At 42.4% G+C, this 17,157-nt stretch carries 21 protein-coding genes; 14 read left to right on the top strand and 7 right to left on the bottom strand.

Translation table 11 applies throughout. From position 1 onward, the window contains the following. Positions 1 to 232: 232 nt before the first annotated feature. The 3 genes from CF394_RS07165 to CF394_RS07155 all read right to left on the bottom strand — a co-directional run bounded on the left by CF394_RS07165 (position 233) and on the right by CF394_RS07155 (position 3,048). Positions 233 to 1,180, bottom strand: a complete 948-nt coding sequence (locus CF394_RS07165; protein WP_094942601.1) for a cation diffusion facilitator family transporter — start codon at positions 1,178 to 1,180, stop codon at positions 233 to 235. A gap of 63 nt (positions 1,181 to 1,243) precedes the next feature. Next, the gene (locus CF394_RS07160; RefSeq protein WP_094942600.1) at positions 1,244 to 1,579 is read right to left on the bottom strand and encodes an ArsR/SmtB family transcription factor; all 336 of its coding nucleotides are present in this window, start codon (positions 1,577 to 1,579) and stop codon (positions 1,244 to 1,246) included. Between the two features lie 515 nt (positions 1,580 to 2,094). Beyond that, complete coding sequence (locus CF394_RS07155) at positions 2,095 to 3,048, bottom strand: hypothetical protein (RefSeq protein WP_094942598.1); 954 nt, start codon at positions 3,046 to 3,048, stop codon at positions 2,095 to 2,097. 257 nt (positions 3,049 to 3,305) lie between these two features. On the opposite strand from CF394_RS07155, the gene CF394_RS07150 reads away from it, so the two are divergent. From CF394_RS07150 to CF394_RS07135, 4 genes are all read left to right on the top strand, one after another. Then, positions 3,306 to 4,649 (top strand): amidase, encoded by a 1,344-nt coding sequence (locus CF394_RS07150; protein WP_094942597.1) that lies wholly within the window; start codon positions 3,306 to 3,308, stop codon positions 4,647 to 4,649. 237 nt (positions 4,650 to 4,886) lie between these two features. After that, positions 4,887 to 5,855 carry an arsenic resistance protein gene (locus CF394_RS07145; protein ID WP_094942595.1) on the top strand — a complete coding sequence of 323 codons (969 nt, stop codon included), beginning with the start codon at positions 4,887 to 4,889 and terminating at the stop codon, positions 5,853 to 5,855. A 190-nt stretch (positions 5,856 to 6,045) separates the two neighbouring features. Further along, the gene (locus CF394_RS07140) at positions 6,046 to 6,399 is read left to right on the top strand and encodes a fluoride efflux transporter FluC (RefSeq protein ID WP_094942594.1); all 354 of its coding nucleotides are present in this window, start codon (positions 6,046 to 6,048) and stop codon (positions 6,397 to 6,399) included. Continuing rightward, entirely contained in the window at positions 6,396 to 6,728 is a 333-nt protein-coding gene (locus tag CF394_RS07135) for a fluoride efflux transporter FluC (protein WP_094942592.1), read from the top strand. Before CF394_RS07140 ends, CF394_RS07135 begins: the two co-directional genes overlap by 4 nt. A gap of 376 nt (positions 6,729 to 7,104) precedes the next feature. Here the strand turns inward: CF394_RS07135 and tnpB are convergent, their stop codons facing one another. From tnpB to CF394_RS07125, 3 genes are all read right to left on the bottom strand, one after another. Continuing rightward, complete coding sequence (gene tnpB / locus CF394_RS07130; RefSeq protein ID WP_094942591.1) at positions 7,105 to 7,281, bottom strand: IS66 family insertion sequence element accessory protein TnpB; 177 nt, start codon at positions 7,279 to 7,281, stop codon at positions 7,105 to 7,107. Positions 7,282 to 7,421: 140 nt separating this feature from the next. Then, positions 7,422 to 7,577 (bottom strand): IS66 family insertion sequence element accessory protein TnpA, encoded by a 156-nt coding sequence (gene tnpA / locus CF394_RS15935; RefSeq protein ID WP_207761697.1) that lies wholly within the window; start codon positions 7,575 to 7,577, stop codon positions 7,422 to 7,424. Between the two features lie 151 nt (positions 7,578 to 7,728). Continuing rightward, entirely contained in the window at positions 7,729 to 8,166 is a 438-nt protein-coding gene (locus CF394_RS07125; RefSeq protein WP_094942589.1) for an OsmC family protein, read from the bottom strand. A gap of 150 nt (positions 8,167 to 8,316) precedes the next feature. On the opposite strand from CF394_RS07125, the gene CF394_RS07120 reads away from it, so the two are divergent. Further along, complete coding sequence (locus CF394_RS07120) at positions 8,317 to 9,534, top strand: cation:proton antiporter (RefSeq protein WP_094942588.1); 1,218 nt, start codon at positions 8,317 to 8,319, stop codon at positions 9,532 to 9,534. A 250-nt stretch (positions 9,535 to 9,784) separates the two neighbouring features. On the opposite strand, the gene CF394_RS07115 is transcribed toward CF394_RS07120, so the two are convergent. Then, positions 9,785 to 10,498, bottom strand: a complete 714-nt coding sequence (locus CF394_RS07115) for a hypothetical protein (protein ID WP_094942586.1) — start codon at positions 10,496 to 10,498, stop codon at positions 9,785 to 9,787. Between the two features lie 183 nt (positions 10,499 to 10,681). Between CF394_RS07115 and CF394_RS07110 the strand changes: the two genes are divergently transcribed. The 9 genes from CF394_RS07110 to CF394_RS07070 form a co-directional block, all read left to right on the top strand. Continuing rightward, positions 10,682 to 11,143: a MarR family winged helix-turn-helix transcriptional regulator gene (locus tag CF394_RS07110; protein WP_094942584.1), complete on the top strand. Its 462-nt coding sequence runs from the start codon at positions 10,682 to 10,684 to the stop codon at positions 11,141 to 11,143. A 193-nt stretch (positions 11,144 to 11,336) separates the two neighbouring features. After that, entirely contained in the window at positions 11,337 to 12,335 is a 999-nt protein-coding gene (msrB, locus tag CF394_RS07105; RefSeq protein WP_094942582.1) for a peptide-methionine (R)-S-oxide reductase MsrB, read from the top strand. A gap of 123 nt (positions 12,336 to 12,458) precedes the next feature. After that, the gene (gene msrA, locus CF394_RS07100) at positions 12,459 to 13,076 is read left to right on the top strand and encodes a peptide-methionine (S)-S-oxide reductase MsrA (RefSeq protein WP_439332864.1); all 618 of its coding nucleotides are present in this window, start codon (positions 12,459 to 12,461) and stop codon (positions 13,074 to 13,076) included. 89 nt (positions 13,077 to 13,165) lie between these two features. Then, complete coding sequence (gene msrA / locus CF394_RS07095; protein ID WP_094942578.1) at positions 13,166 to 13,696, top strand: peptide-methionine (S)-S-oxide reductase MsrA; 531 nt, start codon at positions 13,166 to 13,168, stop codon at positions 13,694 to 13,696. Continuing rightward, entirely contained in the window at positions 13,693 to 14,118 is a 426-nt protein-coding gene (msrB, locus tag CF394_RS07090; protein WP_094942576.1) for a peptide-methionine (R)-S-oxide reductase MsrB, read from the top strand. The genes msrA (CF394_RS07095) and msrB (CF394_RS07090) overlap by 4 nt, the downstream gene beginning before the upstream one ends. A gap of 201 nt (positions 14,119 to 14,319) precedes the next feature. Next, a complete protein-coding gene (locus CF394_RS07085; RefSeq protein ID WP_094942574.1) occupies positions 14,320 to 14,943 on the top strand; it encodes a flavodoxin family protein in 624 nt (207 codons plus the stop codon). 71 nt (positions 14,944 to 15,014) lie between these two features. After that, positions 15,015 to 15,680, top strand: coding sequence for a haloacid dehalogenase type II (locus CF394_RS07080; RefSeq protein WP_094942572.1), 666 nt, complete (start codon positions 15,015 to 15,017; stop codon positions 15,678 to 15,680). Between the two features lie 88 nt (positions 15,681 to 15,768). Next, a complete protein-coding gene (locus CF394_RS07075; RefSeq protein ID WP_094942570.1) occupies positions 15,769 to 16,272 on the top strand; it encodes a peroxiredoxin family protein in 504 nt (167 codons plus the stop codon). A gap of 355 nt (positions 16,273 to 16,627) precedes the next feature. Continuing rightward, the coding region (locus CF394_RS07070; RefSeq protein ID WP_165767459.1) for a helix-turn-helix domain-containing protein at positions 16,628 to 17,157 on the top strand (530 nt) is incomplete at its 3' end.

Raw genomic sequence — 17,157 nt, 5'->3', positions numbered from 1 at the left:
GGATGAAGAGGAAACATTGTAAGGGGATATTGGGACATTCAGAACGATGATGTTTTTCATCGATATAGTATGGAGTAGATTACTCCTTACTAAGAAGTTAAAAACTTGATTGAGCCAAAAGAAGAGGAACTGTCAGATTAAATAGGACAGTTCCTCTTCCAATTATTTTTAGGAGCTTTCTTTTCCAAGATGATTTGCTTCAAAATTATCGGCATTTTTTCACTCTTAGAAATTAATGGTGATGATGATCATGGGACGGTTCGCTTTTCACTGTGCAGAGAATGGAATCATTGTGCTTGTGAGCATCTGTTTCCATCTGAATCGTCACGTGGTTGATGCCTTGATGCTCAAGGTCATGTTCGATGCTGTGCAACATGCTTTCACTATCGGCAAGCGTGAGATGGTTGCCGACTACTACGTGGCAGGACAAGGCATTCAGCCCGCTGGTAATGGACCAGATGTGTAAATCGTGGACGCCGTGAACACCTTTGGTCTCTTTGATGGTTTGAATGATATCTTCAATCTTTACATTCTGTGGCGTGCCTTCCATCAGCACATGCAGAGAAGATTTAGTGACGAAATATCCGCTTCGCAGGACAAGGGCTGCGACGATGACGCTGGCCGCGGGGTCAGCCCAGCCCCAGCCGAAGAACATTATGAGCAGGGCGGCCGCAATGGCGCCGACAGAACCCAGCATGTCACTTAATACATGCAGGTACGCCCCCCGCATATTCAAGTTATCATGTGTATCTCCGCCGCGCACCATGATCCAAGCGACCAGAATATTGACCAATAAGCCGAATACACTGATGATGAGCATACCGGTCGTGGCGACTTCCGGCGGGTTAGCGAATCGGCCGATGGCTTCGTAAAAAATGTAGAGTGCTACACCAATCAGCGTCGCGCCATTGATGGTTGCGGCGAGGATTTCAAAACGTTTGTATCCAAAGGTTTTGCTGTGATTTGCAGCTTTTTCAGCCAGCTTGAACGCGATCAGGGCAATCGCGAGCGAAATGGAGTCACTCAGCATATGTCCGGCATCAGCCAGAAGTGCCAGGCTGTTCGTTAAGAAGCCCCCGGCGGCCTCGACAATCATGTAACTGGTGATGATAATAAATGAAATGAGCAGCACTTTTTTATTTGCTCCGTGTGTATGGTCATGGCTGTGATCATGTGCCATTCCGATTCCTCCTTCAATTTCTCTTTATAAATCAGTGCATGCTTTAGCGTGGAAAAGCGTTTTTTAATGATGCGTTGCATGCTCAATCGCCTGTTTCAACAGGTTCATGATATGATCGTCGTCTTTCGAATAATACAAAGTCGTGCCGGCTCTTCTGTATTTCACCAGGCGCAGTTGCTTCAAGAAGCGCAATTGATGCGACACAGTGGATTGGCCCAAGTCCAATTGCTCTGCCAAGTCATTGACAGAATGTTCAGCTGAACAGAGTAGATTTAAGATGCGAATACGGGTCGGATCGCTCAATGCCTTGAATGTTTGGGACACAACAAAGAGTGTTTCCTCATCTAGCGGATGTTCACCCTCAGCGAAATCCTCTTCCTTTTCTAAATCATGTTTCATTATTGCATGACACCTCCAAATTGGTTTAAACTATATTTATATATGATAATATGTTCATATATAAATATAAAGGTTGAGTTTAAGAAATGCAACCTTTTTAGCACATAATCTTAAGCTTAATTATGTTTCATACTAATCCCAAATCTACTGAAATCTACTAAAATCTATTGAGAAAAAAAGTGTACAAAATTTAAAATTTCTGATTGAGGGATTCAAAAAAGAGACTGCTTTGTTTGTTTACATATGAGGGATTATCGGAAGGATAAAAGCGATAGAATTAGCTTCTATCCTTCCTTTTGTTCGTTTAAGTGTACTTTTACGAACGGTTATCTTCCTCTTACTAATTCACTAAAGCTAGGTTTAATTTTGGGGAAAGGGAGACATAGTTAGATTTTAGAAAGGAATAAGGAGTTTTAACAAATCGCTTTATATAACAAGAACTACCCCAAATTTTAAAAATGCATATGACGCAAATTTTCTATATAAATTTTTATTAAGTCTTCATAAACGAACATTTAATCTGAGTAAAGAACATAACGGAAATTCTCTATCGCTGGTTTAGGTATACCAGTAATTCGGTTCAAGTGATTATAAAAACTAAAAGGAAACTTGAAAATATGACCGAAATCCCAGTCAGTTGCCATAAGATTTTGCTTCCAAAAATCAGCTTCTATTGGAAGATAATTTGATCGTATTGCCTTTGTGAAAGGATGCCGGTCAACGGGAGAAATTATTTTTAGCGTTGAAAGCCCATTCAAATCTCTGCTGACACGAAGCACCTTAACCAGCTTTAAAAGAGATGGGAGTCCTCTTTTAAAGTATTCTACATGACCAAGATCATATAGAATATTTAGGGCATGTGAAAAAGTCAACATGTGACCGATTAAATCGTGATGAGCTTCTGCTTGATAGATTGTTTTGAATTGACCAAGCTCCTCCAGAACAAATGCAGACAACTGAGAAGGTTTGCTAATATCAGTTAACATGTCAGTTGTATCAAGCTGCAGTCTTTTTACTTCAGATGCTGAATAACCAATCCAAGACCTCCCAGGAATAGTCTTTGCAAACGAAAGAATGAGTTCTGCAATTTTCTCAGCAGTACGGGACGCTAAATATCCGTCATCTTCTTTAAGTGCAAGTAAGCTGAGCGCAGCATAGATGACGTTATGCCCTACCCAGTGCAACTCATCGATTGTTTCCCCCAAGGCTTCTAAAATAAGAAATTCAGCAACTGGCAAATTTAACTTTTCAAATTCATCACTAGGTGCTTCTCCGAGATGCTGTTTAATCATCAATTCTGTTTGAACTTCAATGAACTTAGTGACTTCATTGGATAGCTCATTTTCTTTTACAAAAAAGTAACTGGCGATTGCAGCCGCACCAAAATGGGCATTCCAAATGTCACGAGTGTTTTGTTTGGATTGTGAAATAATCATCAGTCCGTCTTTCAAAAAACGTTTATCCGACATCTTTTCACCCCTGTCATTTTTATGATGCTCAGTATACCGCAAGTTTATTTTATAAGCGTCGGTCATATGTCTAGTTTTAATTTAAGGAACTAGTTTACATATTATCAGTTTATGGAATAACAATTGAAAAAGTAAAACAAGACATTTAAGGAATCACTATCCTTATTTATGAAACTAGTAATTTTTTAATTAATGATGCGTGTTAAACTAAATATTATAAAAACAACTAAGTATTCTAGTTAGAGGGAGTAGTTTACATGGATATAGAAACATTGACTATTGTACAAGCAAACCGTCTCTTAAAAACAAAATCTATTTCTGCTACAGAATTAATAAATAGCTTTCTAGAAAGAAACCGGTTAATTGAGCCAGAAATTAAAGCTTGGGCATATTTGCAAAGCGCAGAATTGTTAATAAAAATTGCTCAGAAGATTGATGATAATCAAAAGTCGATAGTATCTCCTTTGGCCGCTATTCCCTATGGAGCGAAAGATATCATTTACACGAATAAAATTCCGACTGAAGCTGGTTCAAAAACAATGAAAGGATTTATTCCTCAAACGGATGCAACTATCATAAGTAAATTGAAAGAGTTTAATGCAATACTGATAGGCAAAACAACTACCGCAGAATTTGCAAGTGGGGGTGGGGCTCCTGTGACTCGGAATCCTTGGAATAAGGCACATACACCTGGAGGATCAAGTACGGGTTCCGCAGCTGCTATTTCTAGTGGAATGAGTCTTTTTTCTATAGGAACGCAGACTGCTGGCTCGATTATTAGACCAGCAGCCTATAATGGGGTAACTGCTTTGAAACCTAGTTATGGAAGTATAAGTAAAGCTGGAATTATTCCGGCTAGTTGGAGTGTAGATACTGTAGGAATTTTCACTAAAAACGTTGAAGATTTAACCTTAGTTTATAATGAATTAAATGGAAAAGATAAAAAAGATTACACAACTTGGCTACATACGAAACAGTACTTATCTGTTAATGAAAAAAAGACATATACAATTGGCGTGATAAGAGACAATTTTTTTGAAACTACAAATGAGATTATGAGCGCATTTTCACAAGCAATGAAAGTACTCGAAAAGTTAGGGCATAGTTGTGTTGAATGTCATATGCCAGCGAATATGGAACAAGCAAATGACGCACATGGATTGATTGTGGATGCAGAAACCGCTAGTTATCATAGGAAGACTTTTGAAATTCAAAAAAATTTAATGAGTGAAGAATTGAAGAAGGATATTGAGTCTGGGTTAATCTATTCAGCAGACGAGTATTTGAACGCACAGAATGTGAGATGGGATTATCAACAACAGTTGTTTAGCTTATTAAATGAGTTTGACATTTTGATTACCCCTGCTACACCGGAAACAGCCCCAAAAGGACGAACTAAAACAGGGTCGCCAAAGTTTAATAAGCCATTTTCTAACGCAGGTGTCCCAGTATTAACTATCCCAATCGGGTATTCAACAGTAACTGAACTACCAATTGGAATTCAATTTGTGGCCAATATTGCTTCGGAACAAAAATTAATTAATATTGGTTTAGCTTTTCAAGAAGCTACGGATTACCACCAGAAACGACCAAAAATATAAAAATTAAACTGCGGAAAGAACCCTTATTGTATAAACTCCCGTCAATTAACAACTAGTTTAGTTTATATATCATGAGTTTATCGGAAGCTGAATATACGAAGGAGAGAAGAGGCTGTTTAAAGCTTGTCTTCTCTCTTTTTGTGTGTAAAAGTGCTGGCTTAATTTTTTTGACTTAGTTAATCTTAATAGGCAGTCGCTCATATAGTTAGTTTTCTCTTTTCGTAAAGGAGTGCCATCATGAACGTATTTGAAAAGTTTCAAACTATTATCATTTTATCGGCAGTAGGGATCGGAATTCTACTGGGGCAGGTTGCTTTTTTTAAAACGTACGCTGAGTCTTTTATCGTCCCATTTTTACTGCTCATGCTCTATGGATTATTTCTAACCATTCCCTTGCAGCATCTAAAAGATGCTTTTAAGAATCGAAAATTTTTTAATACAAGCACCATCATCAACTTTGTCTGGACTCCTGTATTGGCGTGGGGACTCGGTGCAGTCTTTCTCGCCGATCACCCAGCTCTATGGATTGGATTCATTATGTTAATGGTTACTCCATGTACAGACTGGTATTTGATGTTCACTTCCATCGCCAAAGGGAATGTACCCCTGTCGACTTCTGTCTTGCCAATTAATTTAATCCTTCAGGTAGTGCTTCTGCCCGTCTATCTGTTCATTTTTGCCGGTACGATTGAATCCATTCCGTTATCGACCATTGGAGAAAGTATTCTATTGGTACTGGTGATTCCTTTCGCTCTTGCGCACTTGACCCGCTATGCCTTGAGGAAGAAAGAAGTCTTCTTAAATAAGAAGTTGGTTCCCTTTTTCGCTGCTGCACAAATAATTTTTTTATCTTTAGCAATTATGGCTATGTTCGCGTCGCAAGGAAGTTGTTTAATCAACAATCTTGAGGTCATTTCTGTATTATTCATACCAATTTTACTTTTCTTCATCATTAACTTTGTGCTTGCACAAACAGTAGGGAAAGCCATGAAATTTTCTTACGTAGATACAGTAAGCTTAAGCCTTACCATCATTGCACGGAATTCGCCCGTTTCTTTAGCGATTGCGGTCATCGCCTTTCCAGATCAACCGCTAATTGCATTAGCCTTAGTCATTGGTCCACTTATTGAATTGCCCGTGTTGGCGGTTGTTTCTCAAGTATTGCTCTCATTAAGAAAAACGAATACAGCGAAAAATCTTAAGTAGCAGTTTGCCAGAAGCAGATAGTGATAAGAAAATATTTATCTTAGTTTACAAATCATGAGTCTATCGGAAGATAGCATAGACTATGTATAATAAACTCTGAAATTGCTCGAACTTATTTCTTGAAGTGACAACTAAACATGTATGTATTTAATAAGTTATACTGAAGAATAACTAATGTGGGGCATGTGGTATGAAGCGGGTACTAGCGGTAGGATTTGGCGGAATGACTGGCGCGTTGTTGCGTACAGGAGTATATATGACAGTTGCAGATGGACTTGGACTTTGGCTCGTGAATATAGCTGGCAGTTTTTTGATCGGAGTTGCAGCTGTCCGTTTGGCCCGTAAGTCGGCAGAGCTGCGGTTATTGGTGTCGACTGGCCTGATCGGGTCGTTTACCACGTTTTCTGCGTTCTCCGCTGACTGGTTTCATTACTTAGAGTCATCCATTTGGCTTGGGCTCGTGTTTGCTGGGAGCATGACCTTGACCTGCATTGCCTCTGCGGCCGCAGGACTGTGGATTGGGCGAAGAGGGGTGGCATCATGATCGGCATCGCAATTGGTGGATTTTTGGGCGCCATCACACGCTATATGTGCTACCTGTTGGTTGAAAGCAGGTCATGGCAGCCAAAAGCTGCAACCTGGCTGGTTAACAGCATCGGTTCATTGGTGCTTGGCGCGTTTGTCGGAAGCGGCAGTTTATCGGCTTTTTGGATCACGGGTTTTCTCGGAGCCTTTACCACATTTTCAACGATGGCCTTGGATGCCGTCAAAGACTTCGAAGACGGCAAATGGCTGCAGGGCGGCAGCTATATTCTTGCTACTTTAGCGAGTGGGCTTTTATTTTTCAGCCTCGGCTACGTTTTGATGCAATAAAGTTGGGCTCTTCGTGCGATCGATGCAGGAGGAGTTTTTTCATGAACAAGAAAAAGTTTAAAATTGCGTAAATCGAAGTGACAACAGAAAACTCTACTCCACATTTGTTTGCATATGAGGGATTATCGGAAGTCCTACAAAATAAAGTGGAGAAGATGGTACTGCACCCCAAAAGTTAAAGTTAAAAATTTAACTTTTGGGTTTTTTTTCTATGGTGAAATATAGTGAAGAATTTAAACTGAACCTGGTCAGCGAGTATTTAAGTGGCCCGTTGGGTTATTCACGCTTAGTCCAAAAATATGGGATGTGCAGGGTCCGGCCAATCGAACAAGCCTTTTTCCAACCGCCGGTAATAGATTCAGAAGCCATTGTGATCCTAGAATAGAATTTTGAGCATGTCTTTCTTCCGGTTACAGAACACAAAAGACGCATTGAAGAAAGGTTCAAGCTGGAACAGTTCCTGTACGATGACCGCCAGTTCGTCAATCGACTTCCGGAGATCCGTCGGTCCAGCAGCCAAATACACCCGCTCGACAATCCGGCCGTTCATCATAATTGGTCAAGTGTCCGAAGGACCTTCAGTAACAGTTCATTCTGGAAGCCGCTTATCACCTCGATTTCCACGTTTTTTATTCTCAACGTAATTGTGTCGCTCGAAGCTTCTTCTGCCACAAAGGAGACCCATTCGGACTCTTAGTTTTTCGATACAGGCGACTGTTTGCGCAGCCAGTATTTCATCGTGTGGATTTGAACTTCATTTTTCTCGCACCAACTGACCAATGTTTCTCCACTTTTTCGGTATTCGCTGATTTGACTTGACCAATACAGAGCTTTCTCTTTTCTTATCAAAGAAACTCCTCCCAAAAATAATATTCCGGAAAGAGTATCTCATGAAGTTTCTTCTATTAATGAAGGTTAGCCAGTGGTTTGACTGACTAACCATATATCTCCAAAACCTATCGTCTTTTAGTTTGATAATATTCGTTTCTTCTGAATAACCTTACGCTCTTTTCCATGTGGAATTTAGTTTAACATCGGCTGCTTTAAGCGTGTTGTAAACAGGGCAACGAGCATCCGTTTTTTCCTTCAATTCCTGTACTCGTTCCTCAGATTCTGTTGTTTCTACTATTGCTTCTATATTCACTGTTTGGAAGTAGGCTCGTACATTCGGATCTCCCATCATTCCTTCTGAGTCTAATTCACCATCAACATTGAACTTAATCCCTTGAAGGTCGAACTTCATTTCTTTCGCTACAAAATTTGCAATTGCGTTTTCACAACCAGCTAAAGAAGCGAGTAAGTTTGATAGGGGATCAATCCCTTTATCTGTACCTCCAAGACTTTTGGGTTCATCAATGGTAATCGTATGCTTACCTGCTTCAATAGAAGATTCAAATTTCCTTGAATTTCCCTGTACTTCAAACGTCATTTTCCCCATTTTTTATAACTCCTTTCCTTTATACTCTTTAATTGCATACCCCAAAAATACATTTTGTAAAACATAATATTGCAAAATGTAAATTTGCGATACTATAATGACTATATAATTACTCAGAGTTTTATAGATGAAGTTTTAAGGAGGGATGGATTGTTAACACATCAAGTACTGGTTCTATTACTGATCGGATATATCATTTATACAATTGACTTAAAGAAGAAACTCTTCCCAGTTCCTGTCGTCCTTATCCTAATTGGGCTGGCGTTATCGCTTGTTCCTTACTTTTCTTTGCTTCATATTTCAAAGAATATGATATTTGAGGTCTTTCTCCCGGCACTTCTTTTTACGGCGGCTTATCAGTTTCCGTTAAAGCAACTCAAAGAAAATTGGGGAATCATTGCCGCCCTGAGCACGCTCGGCCTAATCGTGACGGTGGTTCTGTTGGGAGTCTCTATTTACTGGGTCAGTGGTTTTTTTATTTCCCTTTCTTTTTCAGGGGCGCTGTTGCTTGCTGCCATCCTGAGTCCAACAGACCCCGTGTCGGTAACGTCCATCATTAAGAAAAGCACGGGCTCAGAACAACTTGCCGGTATTGTGGAAGGGGAATCAATGGTGAACGATGGAACCAGTATCGTGATCTTCACAGTCTTCTTATCGATGTTCAAGGCAGGGAATGGATTTTCCTTCGGAAAGTTTTTTGGCGAATTTATGCTCGTGTCCATCGGTGGAATCGTCATCGGGCTATTTTTGGGATGGATGTTGAGCAAAATTATTCATTTTACCCATCAGAAGCAGTACCAAGTAATGCTGAGCATTATCGTCGCCTATGGCGGCTTTTATATAGCTGAAGCGATCGGGGTATCAGGCGTGCTGGCTACTGTTGTAACCGGAATCATGCTGTCTTTTGAAATTGAAAAGACAAAAGACGACAACAACATCAAGGATTCTCTGGACGGCTTTTGGGATATCATCACACCGACGCTCTTATCGGTTTTATTTTTATTGATCGGCATACAGGCAGCGGAATACCTGGCATTCCCACATTGGGGATTTGCAGCAGTGATATTCGGTTTATCCCTCCTGGCCCGGTTCGTAATGATTGGCGGCTTCATCTATACGGTTCCTGCCTGGCGAAATGAATTCCAGAACGACTTCTCGACCATCTCGCTGATCACCTGGTCAGGAATCAAAGGATCCATGTCGGTGGCGCTTCTTCTTTGGCTGGAAGAAGCTGTGTCCAGCAAAGACGAATTGTTGGTGTCCCTGTCTTTTGCGGTCATCATCATTTCTTTGGTTGTGCAAAGCACCAGTATTTATCCACTAACAAAGTTATTGGGCAACAAGGACAAAAAAAGTGGGTTTAACTGAAAACTGTCCGGACAGGTATGTTCCACGAAGAGTTTGGATGAACCACGGTCCATGATCGGTTTACGTAGATGAAGGTATCGGAAGCTGCATAAATTAATGCAGTTAACAATAATTTCTCCATCAGCAGTGATGAACTGTTCGCATTTTTCCAGCAGTCTGTTCAGATTCGATGAACCGACTCCTTTTCCTTTTTTATCCCAAACGAAAGGCCATTCCCCCTTGTATAAGGGAATGGCCTTCTTTGAAGTAATCAATCCAGTCCGAGCTTCTCTTTTGTCTTTTTGATGGTTTCAGTGATGGCCACATCCTGAAGGGTGGTCTCATCGGTATCGAATTTCTCTTCGGTCTGCAGGTCGAACTGGAACTGTTCGGCATAAGGGGCCGGCTTGTTCATGACATAGGCCGCTGTTTGTTCCGTGTAAAGTTCACGGGCTTCTGCGGCTGTTTTTTTACCTGTTACGATTTCATGCATCATGTTCAAAGCCAGAATGTTTGCGGCTTCCATGTCGCAACGGGCAGAAACTTCTCCTTTTGTCCGTTCAACGATGACACTTCCATCGAATTTTGCGATTTCGCTGAATTTTTCAGGAGGCACTTGATAATCAATAAACTGCTCAATCACATCCGAGTGAGGCTGCGGGAAATCATGCGGAATCTCATCCCGGAAAACGACTGTCCGTTTCCACGGTTTATTGTAATACCAAGTCAGTCGGCTGGGAGCCACTTCGTTGGGTGGTCCGTAAGCTTCCATTGTCTGCTCGGCGGATTTTTTCGACATGGCCGGCCAATCTTTGATGGTCTTTTCAACCAGCTCCTTATCCGCCACTTCAGATGTGCCTTTTTCTCCGCCTGAACCTGTGGCATGGAGTTTGATGTTGCTTGCCATCCCGATGGCTGCCGTCTTTAACCGTTCCTGTGCATCCACTTGACTGGCCGCTGTCTTTGTTTTTTCATTATTCTCCATATTTTCCTCTCCTCACCTATTTTTTGTAGAAATTTATCGATCCAATGACATGGTTTTAGCGTCAGTTTTGTTTTCCCTGCGAAATGGAAATTAAACTTCTTCCTATCTAATTTCGTAAAACTATGTTGCGCCAACTGATTAACGGGTATACTAAACGAAAGAATTTTTTTCGGAGGGATTTGCATGATAAATTACAACGGCTTAAGCAACGAAGACCTCCTTCGTCTGAACAATCAGTTTTGCTTTAGCATCTACGCGTGTTCCAGAGAAATTGTCCAACTCTATCGGCCACTTTTAAAGAAGCTGGACTTGACCTATCCGCAATATTTGGTGATGCTGGTTCTATGGGAGCATGGGCATGTAACCATGAAGGAAATGGGTTCCCTTCTGTACCTGGACAACGGCACACTGACGCCATTGGTCCGGCGGCTTATCCAGGCCGGTTTAGTGGTGAAAGAACGTTCGGCAGCTGACGAGCGAAAAGTCTACATTTCGCTGACGGAAAAAGGTGAAGGATTGAAGAACGAGGCTTATGCTGTTCCGAACACCATCATGCCGATCCTGTTGAAAAACCAGGACTTGAAGCAGCAGATGGATACGCTACTTAAAGAGATTCATCAAATAAATGAAAACAGGCCCTTATAAACAGGGAATCTGTCCCTCACTTCTGCCTTAATACAGGCAGAAGTTTTTTGATTTTTTTAGAGAAACAGAAGGGCATTCTTCATTTCATTTGACCAAGTGTATTTGCACAACTATATTTTGTGTTTATTCAGATTGGCATAAGGGTAAATAGTGGATATACTCGTCCTATACTAAGTGAAAAGTGGGGAGGCTAATGAAGCGAACCAATGAATACCATAAAGCGACTTTTGCCGGAGGCTGTTATTGGTGCATGGTTCCCCCATTTGCCGGAATGCCTGGCATTGACCAAATTATTGCTGGCTATGCAGATGGAAAGAACGACCAATTAGTGAGTCCGCAAGCGCTATCAAACAACTTTGTTCAACGTGAAGCAGTGCAGATTACATTTAACCCGCTGGTATATTCTTACGACAAATTGCTGACCATATTTTGGCGAAGCATTGATCCAACTGATGCAGGCGGGCAATTTCAAGACCGCGGTGAGGCATATAAGACCGCCATCTTTTATCATGATGATGAACAGAAAAAATCCGCCGAGCAAGCGAAACGAGAACTGGAAGAAAGTCAGCGGTTCAGCGGTTCTATTGCCACGGATATTATTGCGGCTGGATTCTTTCACCCTGCTGAAGAAAAGTACCAGGATTATTATAAGAAAAATGCTTTTCATTACAGGAAACATTGTGAAGAGTCTGGCCGGAAAGAATTTATTGAGAAGAAATGGCGAATCGAAAAAGAGGGAGGGCGGCTGAAAAGCCGGCTGACGCCGTTGCAATATGAAGTCACACAGAAGAACGCAACCGAAAAGCCGTATGAAAACGAATTTCATAATTTCACCGAGGAAGGGATTTACGTGGATATCGTTTCTGGCGAACCGCTGTTCAGCTCGATAGATCAATATGATGCGGGATGCGGCTGGCCAAGCTTTACACGGCCGATCAGCCAGTACCATATTAACGATGTATTGGATCAGAGGTACGGAATGAACCGGACAGAAGTCCGCAGCAAATTCAGCGATTCCCATTTAGGGCATCTTTTCTATGACGGACCCAAAGATAAAGGCGGAGTAAGGTACTGCATCAATTCAGCCGCCTTGCGCTTTATTCCCAAAGATGAATTGGAAAAAGAAGGGTACGGCGAGTATAGGCATCTATACAAAGGGACCGAGCAAGAAGGCTCTTTCCCTGACGATTGATGCTCTCTTTGGTTCAGTGTGCTTATGATTTGGATTTTACTTTTGTTGGCAAGGGAGGTTGTGAAATTGACGGAACAAAACCTGCAACTACCAGCCATTGAAGCTGGACTCGCATCATCGGAAATGGAAACCGCAACACTTGGCATGGGCTGCTTTTGGGGGCCGGAAGCCCAATTCGGCGCGCTTCCTGGAGTTATAAGAACACGCGTCGGGTATGCGGGAGGCACCACAGAACATCCGACCTACAACCAGATGGGTGACCATACCGAAACGGTCGAAGTTGATTTTGATCCACGCGTTCTCTCTTATGGAGAGATACTTCGCCACTTCTGGCGAAACCATTATCCGCGCCGGGACGACTATATGGGGCGTCAGTACCTTTCCCTGTTGCGCTATCGCGGCAAAGAACAGGAAGAAACAGTGGATCGGGTCAAACGTGAAATGGAAGCGGAACTCGGCATGACCATCGAAACGGACATTGCCCCCTTTTCAGCATTCACATTGGCGGAAGACTACCACCAAAAATATTATTTGAAACGCTACCCGAAAGCGTTTGAGCAATTAAAAGATCTGATGCCACATCCCTCCGTTCTCACGAATTCGACATTTGCCGCCCGGCTGAACGGCTTTGTGAAAGGGTACGGGGAAAAGGAACGATTGCTTGATGAAATCAGCGGTTGGAACATCCCGGCTGATGCAAAGGATACGCTAAAAGGGAAGATTCAGAGCATGAAATGGTGAATAGCTGTCAGGCAGGCCAGCTGATTATTCTGAATAGCTGACGTACGTGAATCTGTGTACGGCAGATAACTAGTAAGAGGAGTGAGCGCATGAAAACAGAAAAAGCGACATTTGCCGGAGGCTGTTTCTGGTGTATGGTTAAGCCGTTCGATTCGCTGGATGGCATCGAATCGGTGGTTAGCGGTTATACAGGAGGAGAAAAGCCGAATCCGACATACGAAGAAGTTTGTTCGAATTTAACGGGGCATGTGGAAGCGGTACAGATTACTTTTCAGCCGGAAATCTTCCCTTATGAAAAACTGCTGGATGTATTCTGGACACAAATCGATCCCACTGATCCGGGCGGCCAGTTTTTTGACCGAGGGTCTTCCTATGCGACCGCTATCTTCTATCATTCAGCGGAACAGCGTCTGGCTGCTGAAAAATCGAAGAAGGAACTGGAGGAATCGGGCAAGTTCAATAAGCCGATAGCAACAAAAATACTGGAAGCCAAACCTTTCTATTTAGCGGAAGAACATCATCAGGATTATTACAAGAAAAATTCGGCGCATTATAACCGGTATTCCATCGGTTCCGGAAGAGCAGCATTTATCGAAAGAAATTGGGGTGAAGGACAATGAAAGACGAATTGAAAAAAAGATTAACGCCCATGCAATACCGCGTGACGCAGGAAAGTGGAACGGAACCAGCTTTCACAGGAGAGTACGACCAGCATTTTGAAGAGGGCATCTACGTGGATATTGTTTCCGGAAAGCCGTTATTCAGTTCCAAGGATAAATTCGATGCACATTGCGGATGGCCAAGCTTCTCGAAACCCATTGAAGACGAAGAAGTGAAGGAAAGTCTGGATACAAGCTACGGCATGAGGCGAACGGAAGTGCGTTCTGCGACAGCCGATTCTCACCTGGGGCATTTGTTTCCGGACGGGCCTATCTCACAGGGAGGCCTTCGATACTGCATCAATTCTGCTTCGCTTCGTTTTGTACCGAAAGACAAGCTGCAAGATGAAGGCTTATCCGAATACAAGCAACTGTTTGACTGACCTGATGCTCGGCTTGTTGTCTGCTTTTCTAAAAAAGACAAGAACGTCTGCACTTTAGAATTACAGTGACCCCTCTAGTTTTTGAATGAATTCTTCAGGCGCTAGAGGTCAGTGGCCGGCCGGTACCAAGCCGGACGGCCATTGCTGGTTCAATTATAGACTCCATGTCAGGTAATGAATATATCGGAAGGAAGCGATAGCATGCAACCATTAAAAGCGCTATTTTTAAACGCTTCATTAAAGAGCGGGGACGAACCGTCTCATACAGAAGGTTTTATGAATGATGTGCAGGTTCACTACAATCAGTTGGGTGTAGAGTCAGAAATTGTTCGAATGGCCGATTATAACATTGCCTTTGGCGTGCAGGAAGATATGGGCGGAGATGACGAATGGCCGAAAATTTACGAAAAAGTTCAAGCAGCGGACATTCTCATTATCGGAACGCCGCTTTGGCTGGGAGAGAAAAGCTCTTTAGCCACCCAAGCTATTGAAAGGCTTTATGGCAGCAGCAGCAAAACCAATGACAAGGGACAATCTGTTTTCTATAACAAAGTGGGCGGAGTGGTCGTGACGGGCAACGAAGACGGCGCCAAGCATGCGTCTGCCTCCCTGTTATATGGGCTGTCCCATATTGGATTTGTGGTTCCACCGAATGTTGATGCCTATTGGGTGGGAGAAGCTGGGCCAGGAGCCTCGTATATGGATGCTGGACGGGAAAATGAATTTTCGAAAGCTGCCATTAAGAGGCTGGCTTATAATACGTATCATCTAGCCGGCATGCTGAAGAATACACCAATCCCCGCAGAAGGTAATACACTTAACTGAGAAAATGTCTGCCAGACTGTAAGAAAGTCTTGGCAGACAGATATACATACCACTGCAAAGGAGCTGTTTCAATGGGAAGCCAAATTAAAGCCTTTGTGTTCGATGTTTATGGAACACTGTTTGACGTAACGGCAATTAAAGATGAGTGTGAAAAGTTATATCCCGGATACGGTGAGACCATCAGCCAAACGTGGCGCTCCAAGCAAGTTGAATATTTCATGCTGCGCCAGCTCATGGGGAATTATGCCACTCTCTATTCAATTACACATGATGCATTGAAGTATGCACTGAACGACAGCGACTTGAAAGCCAGTGAACAAAATGACCGCCAACTGCTTGAAGCCTATCTCCACTTGCCGCTTTATCCGGAAGTGGAGAAAGTCCTGATTGAGCTGAAAAATCAAAAGCTGGTGGTATTTTCGAACGGGTCTCACGATATGCTGGACCCCCTGATTGAAAATGCAGGATTAGCAGACTCGTTTGCAGAAGTGCTCAGCATTGATGAAATCAAGCAGTTTAAGCCGGCACCTGCATCCTATCAATATGCAATGGAAAAACTGAACCTTGAGAAGGGTGAGGTGCTGTTTATGTCGTCAAACGGCTGGGATATCTCCGGAGCTAAAAATTTCGGGTTTCAGACGGCCTGGATCAATCGGAAAAATTCCCCAATTGAAGAACTTGATCTAAATCCGGATTATATCTTTCAGGACCTGAACGGGCTTTTGAAGTGGAAGTAACGGCAAAACTCGTCCTTTGCTTCAAGATTCAAAAGTTTAGTTCCACGTTTATTCATAGGCAACACACAAACTAAAGGAGGAAAAATTTATGAAGACATTGCAACTGGGTGATAAGGCACCATTATTTGAACTGCCTTTGGCAGAAGAGGGGACATACTCTCTTGAAAAAGACATGGTAGAACGTGAAGGCTGGAGATTTCTCGTCTTTTTTAGAGGCGCGTGGTGTCCGGCATGCAACCAGGATTTGAAGGAAATTGAAGAAAGTATCTCATATTTTGAAGGTAAGGGAGTTCATTTTACAGCTCTTTCAACAGATACACAGGAAGGGTCTCTCGAGATGAAACAGAAGCGTGGGTTAAGTTTTCCGATACTAACTGACGTCTCAAAAGATTTATTGGACCAGTATGGTGTGTTTTATCACGGGGAAGACGCTCCTTATGAAGATCATGGAACCCACGGAGAAGCCGCTTACTTTTTGCTGGATGAAAACGGAAAAATTATGTATCAACAAAAGCAGACCAGTCCATACGGAAGGCCAACGGAAAAAGAACTCCGAAAAATTGTTCAATACATTAAGAAAAATTTGAAATGATTTTTTAAAAACGGTGTCGACTGTGAATTTGATACAGGAAGAATGGAATAGTAATACAAACAACAAAATACACTTTCTAAAAGAGCTTAAAGATCTTTTTAAGCTCTTTTAGTATGGCGGAAAACTCAGTTTGAAACTTAATGCAAAGGATTTTCGTCCACCTTCGGGTGAAAACTGACATTGTAAGCCACCTAACATACTCAGTAGAGAAATCCTGTTAATGTAAGAAAAGAGGTTCATCACCATAAGTCGTGGTTGACACTTGAACAGCTTAATAATGTAAATAAATAGAAAAAAAGCGAAAACACCTGTATCGTAATTGTTGTCTAGACAAACCACGATAGGAGTTTTCGCCTTGTCCCAACAGTTTATCAAATTAGTCCTTCCACTTCCATCATTTTTTAAAATTCATCCGTCATCCGACACCGAACCAAACGTGTTTCGAATTTCTGCGCTGAACCGTCAAGTCCCATGTGTTGTCTGTTCAAATCAGACAGTCCGCCACTCAAAGGAACGTCGCCGTTTTAGACATTCCTACGCCTGGGGCGTAGGGACGATCTGGATCGAGATAGATGTCCCACGCCAGGTATGTAAAGAATGTGGTATCACGTTTGTTCATGACTTTGGTTTAGGCATTGTTCGTTCTTCAACCAGACATTATAGAGTGGAGATAGCAAAACGTTGTCATGGCAGGACAATCTCTGATGTCTCACGTGAATATGGTGTTCCGTACACGACCGTTGAAAGGTGGTTCTATCAATACGCTTCGAGCCAGTTGGAGACTAAAACGGCAAAGCATGTCTTGGTCGATGAGTTCGCTACGCGCAAAGGTCATCATTACGCGACAGTGGTCATTGATGCGAAATCTGGGTGCGTCCTTTCTAT

This window comes from Tetzosporium hominis (genome assembly GCF_002265435.1).
GTDB lineage: Bacteria > Bacillota > Bacilli > Bacillales_A > Planococcaceae > Chryseomicrobium > Chryseomicrobium hominis.
The sequence above is the reverse complement of the archived record's forward strand: the minus strand, read 5'-3'. Positions and strand labels throughout refer to the sequence as shown.

Coding starts and splice junctions, on each gene's coding strand:
- CF394_RS07110 (WP_094942584.1), top strand. CDS start 10,682: ATGATAAATTACAACGGCTTAAGCAACGAAGACCTCCTTCGTCTGAAC.
- msrA (WP_439332864.1), top strand. CDS start 12,459: ATGGAAACCGCAACACTTGGCATGGGCTGCTTTTGGGGGCCGGAAGCC.
- msrA (WP_094942578.1), top strand. CDS start 13,166: ATGAAAACAGAAAAAGCGACATTTGCCGGAGGCTGTTTCTGGTGTATG.
- msrB (WP_094942582.1), top strand. CDS start 11,337: ATGAAGCGAACCAATGAATACCATAAAGCGACTTTTGCCGGAGGCTGT.
- CF394_RS07080 (WP_094942572.1), top strand. CDS start 15,015: ATGGGAAGCCAAATTAAAGCCTTTGTGTTCGATGTTTATGGAACACTG.
- CF394_RS07145 (WP_094942595.1), top strand. CDS start 4,887: ATGAACGTATTTGAAAAGTTTCAAACTATTATCATTTTATCGGCAGTA.
- CF394_RS07115 (WP_094942586.1), bottom strand. CDS start 10,498: ATGGAGAATAATGAAAAAACAAAGACAGCGGCCAGTCAAGTGGATGCA.
- tnpB (WP_094942591.1), bottom strand. CDS start 7,281: ATGATGAACGGCCGGATTGTCGAGCGGGTGTATTTGGCTGCTGGACCG.
- CF394_RS07075 (WP_094942570.1), top strand. CDS start 15,769: ATGAAGACATTGCAACTGGGTGATAAGGCACCATTATTTGAACTGCCT.
- CF394_RS07135 (WP_094942592.1), top strand. CDS start 6,396: ATGATCGGCATCGCAATTGGTGGATTTTTGGGCGCCATCACACGCTAT.
- CF394_RS07140 (WP_094942594.1), top strand. CDS start 6,046: ATGAAGCGGGTACTAGCGGTAGGATTTGGCGGAATGACTGGCGCGTTG.
- CF394_RS07085 (WP_094942574.1), top strand. CDS start 14,320: ATGCAACCATTAAAAGCGCTATTTTTAAACGCTTCATTAAAGAGCGGG.
- CF394_RS07155 (WP_094942598.1), bottom strand. CDS start 3,048: ATGTCGGATAAACGTTTTTTGAAAGACGGACTGATGATTATTTCACAA.
- CF394_RS07150 (WP_094942597.1), top strand. CDS start 3,306: ATGGATATAGAAACATTGACTATTGTACAAGCAAACCGTCTCTTAAAA.
- CF394_RS07125 (WP_094942589.1), bottom strand. CDS start 8,166: ATGGGGAAAATGACGTTTGAAGTACAGGGAAATTCAAGGAAATTTGAA.
- msrB (WP_094942576.1), top strand. CDS start 13,693: ATGAAAGACGAATTGAAAAAAAGATTAACGCCCATGCAATACCGCGTG.
- CF394_RS07160 (WP_094942600.1), bottom strand. CDS start 1,579: ATGAAACATGATTTAGAAAAGGAAGAGGATTTCGCTGAGGGTGAACAT.
- CF394_RS07165 (WP_094942601.1), bottom strand. CDS start 1,180: ATGGCACATGATCACAGCCATGACCATACACACGGAGCAAATAAAAAA.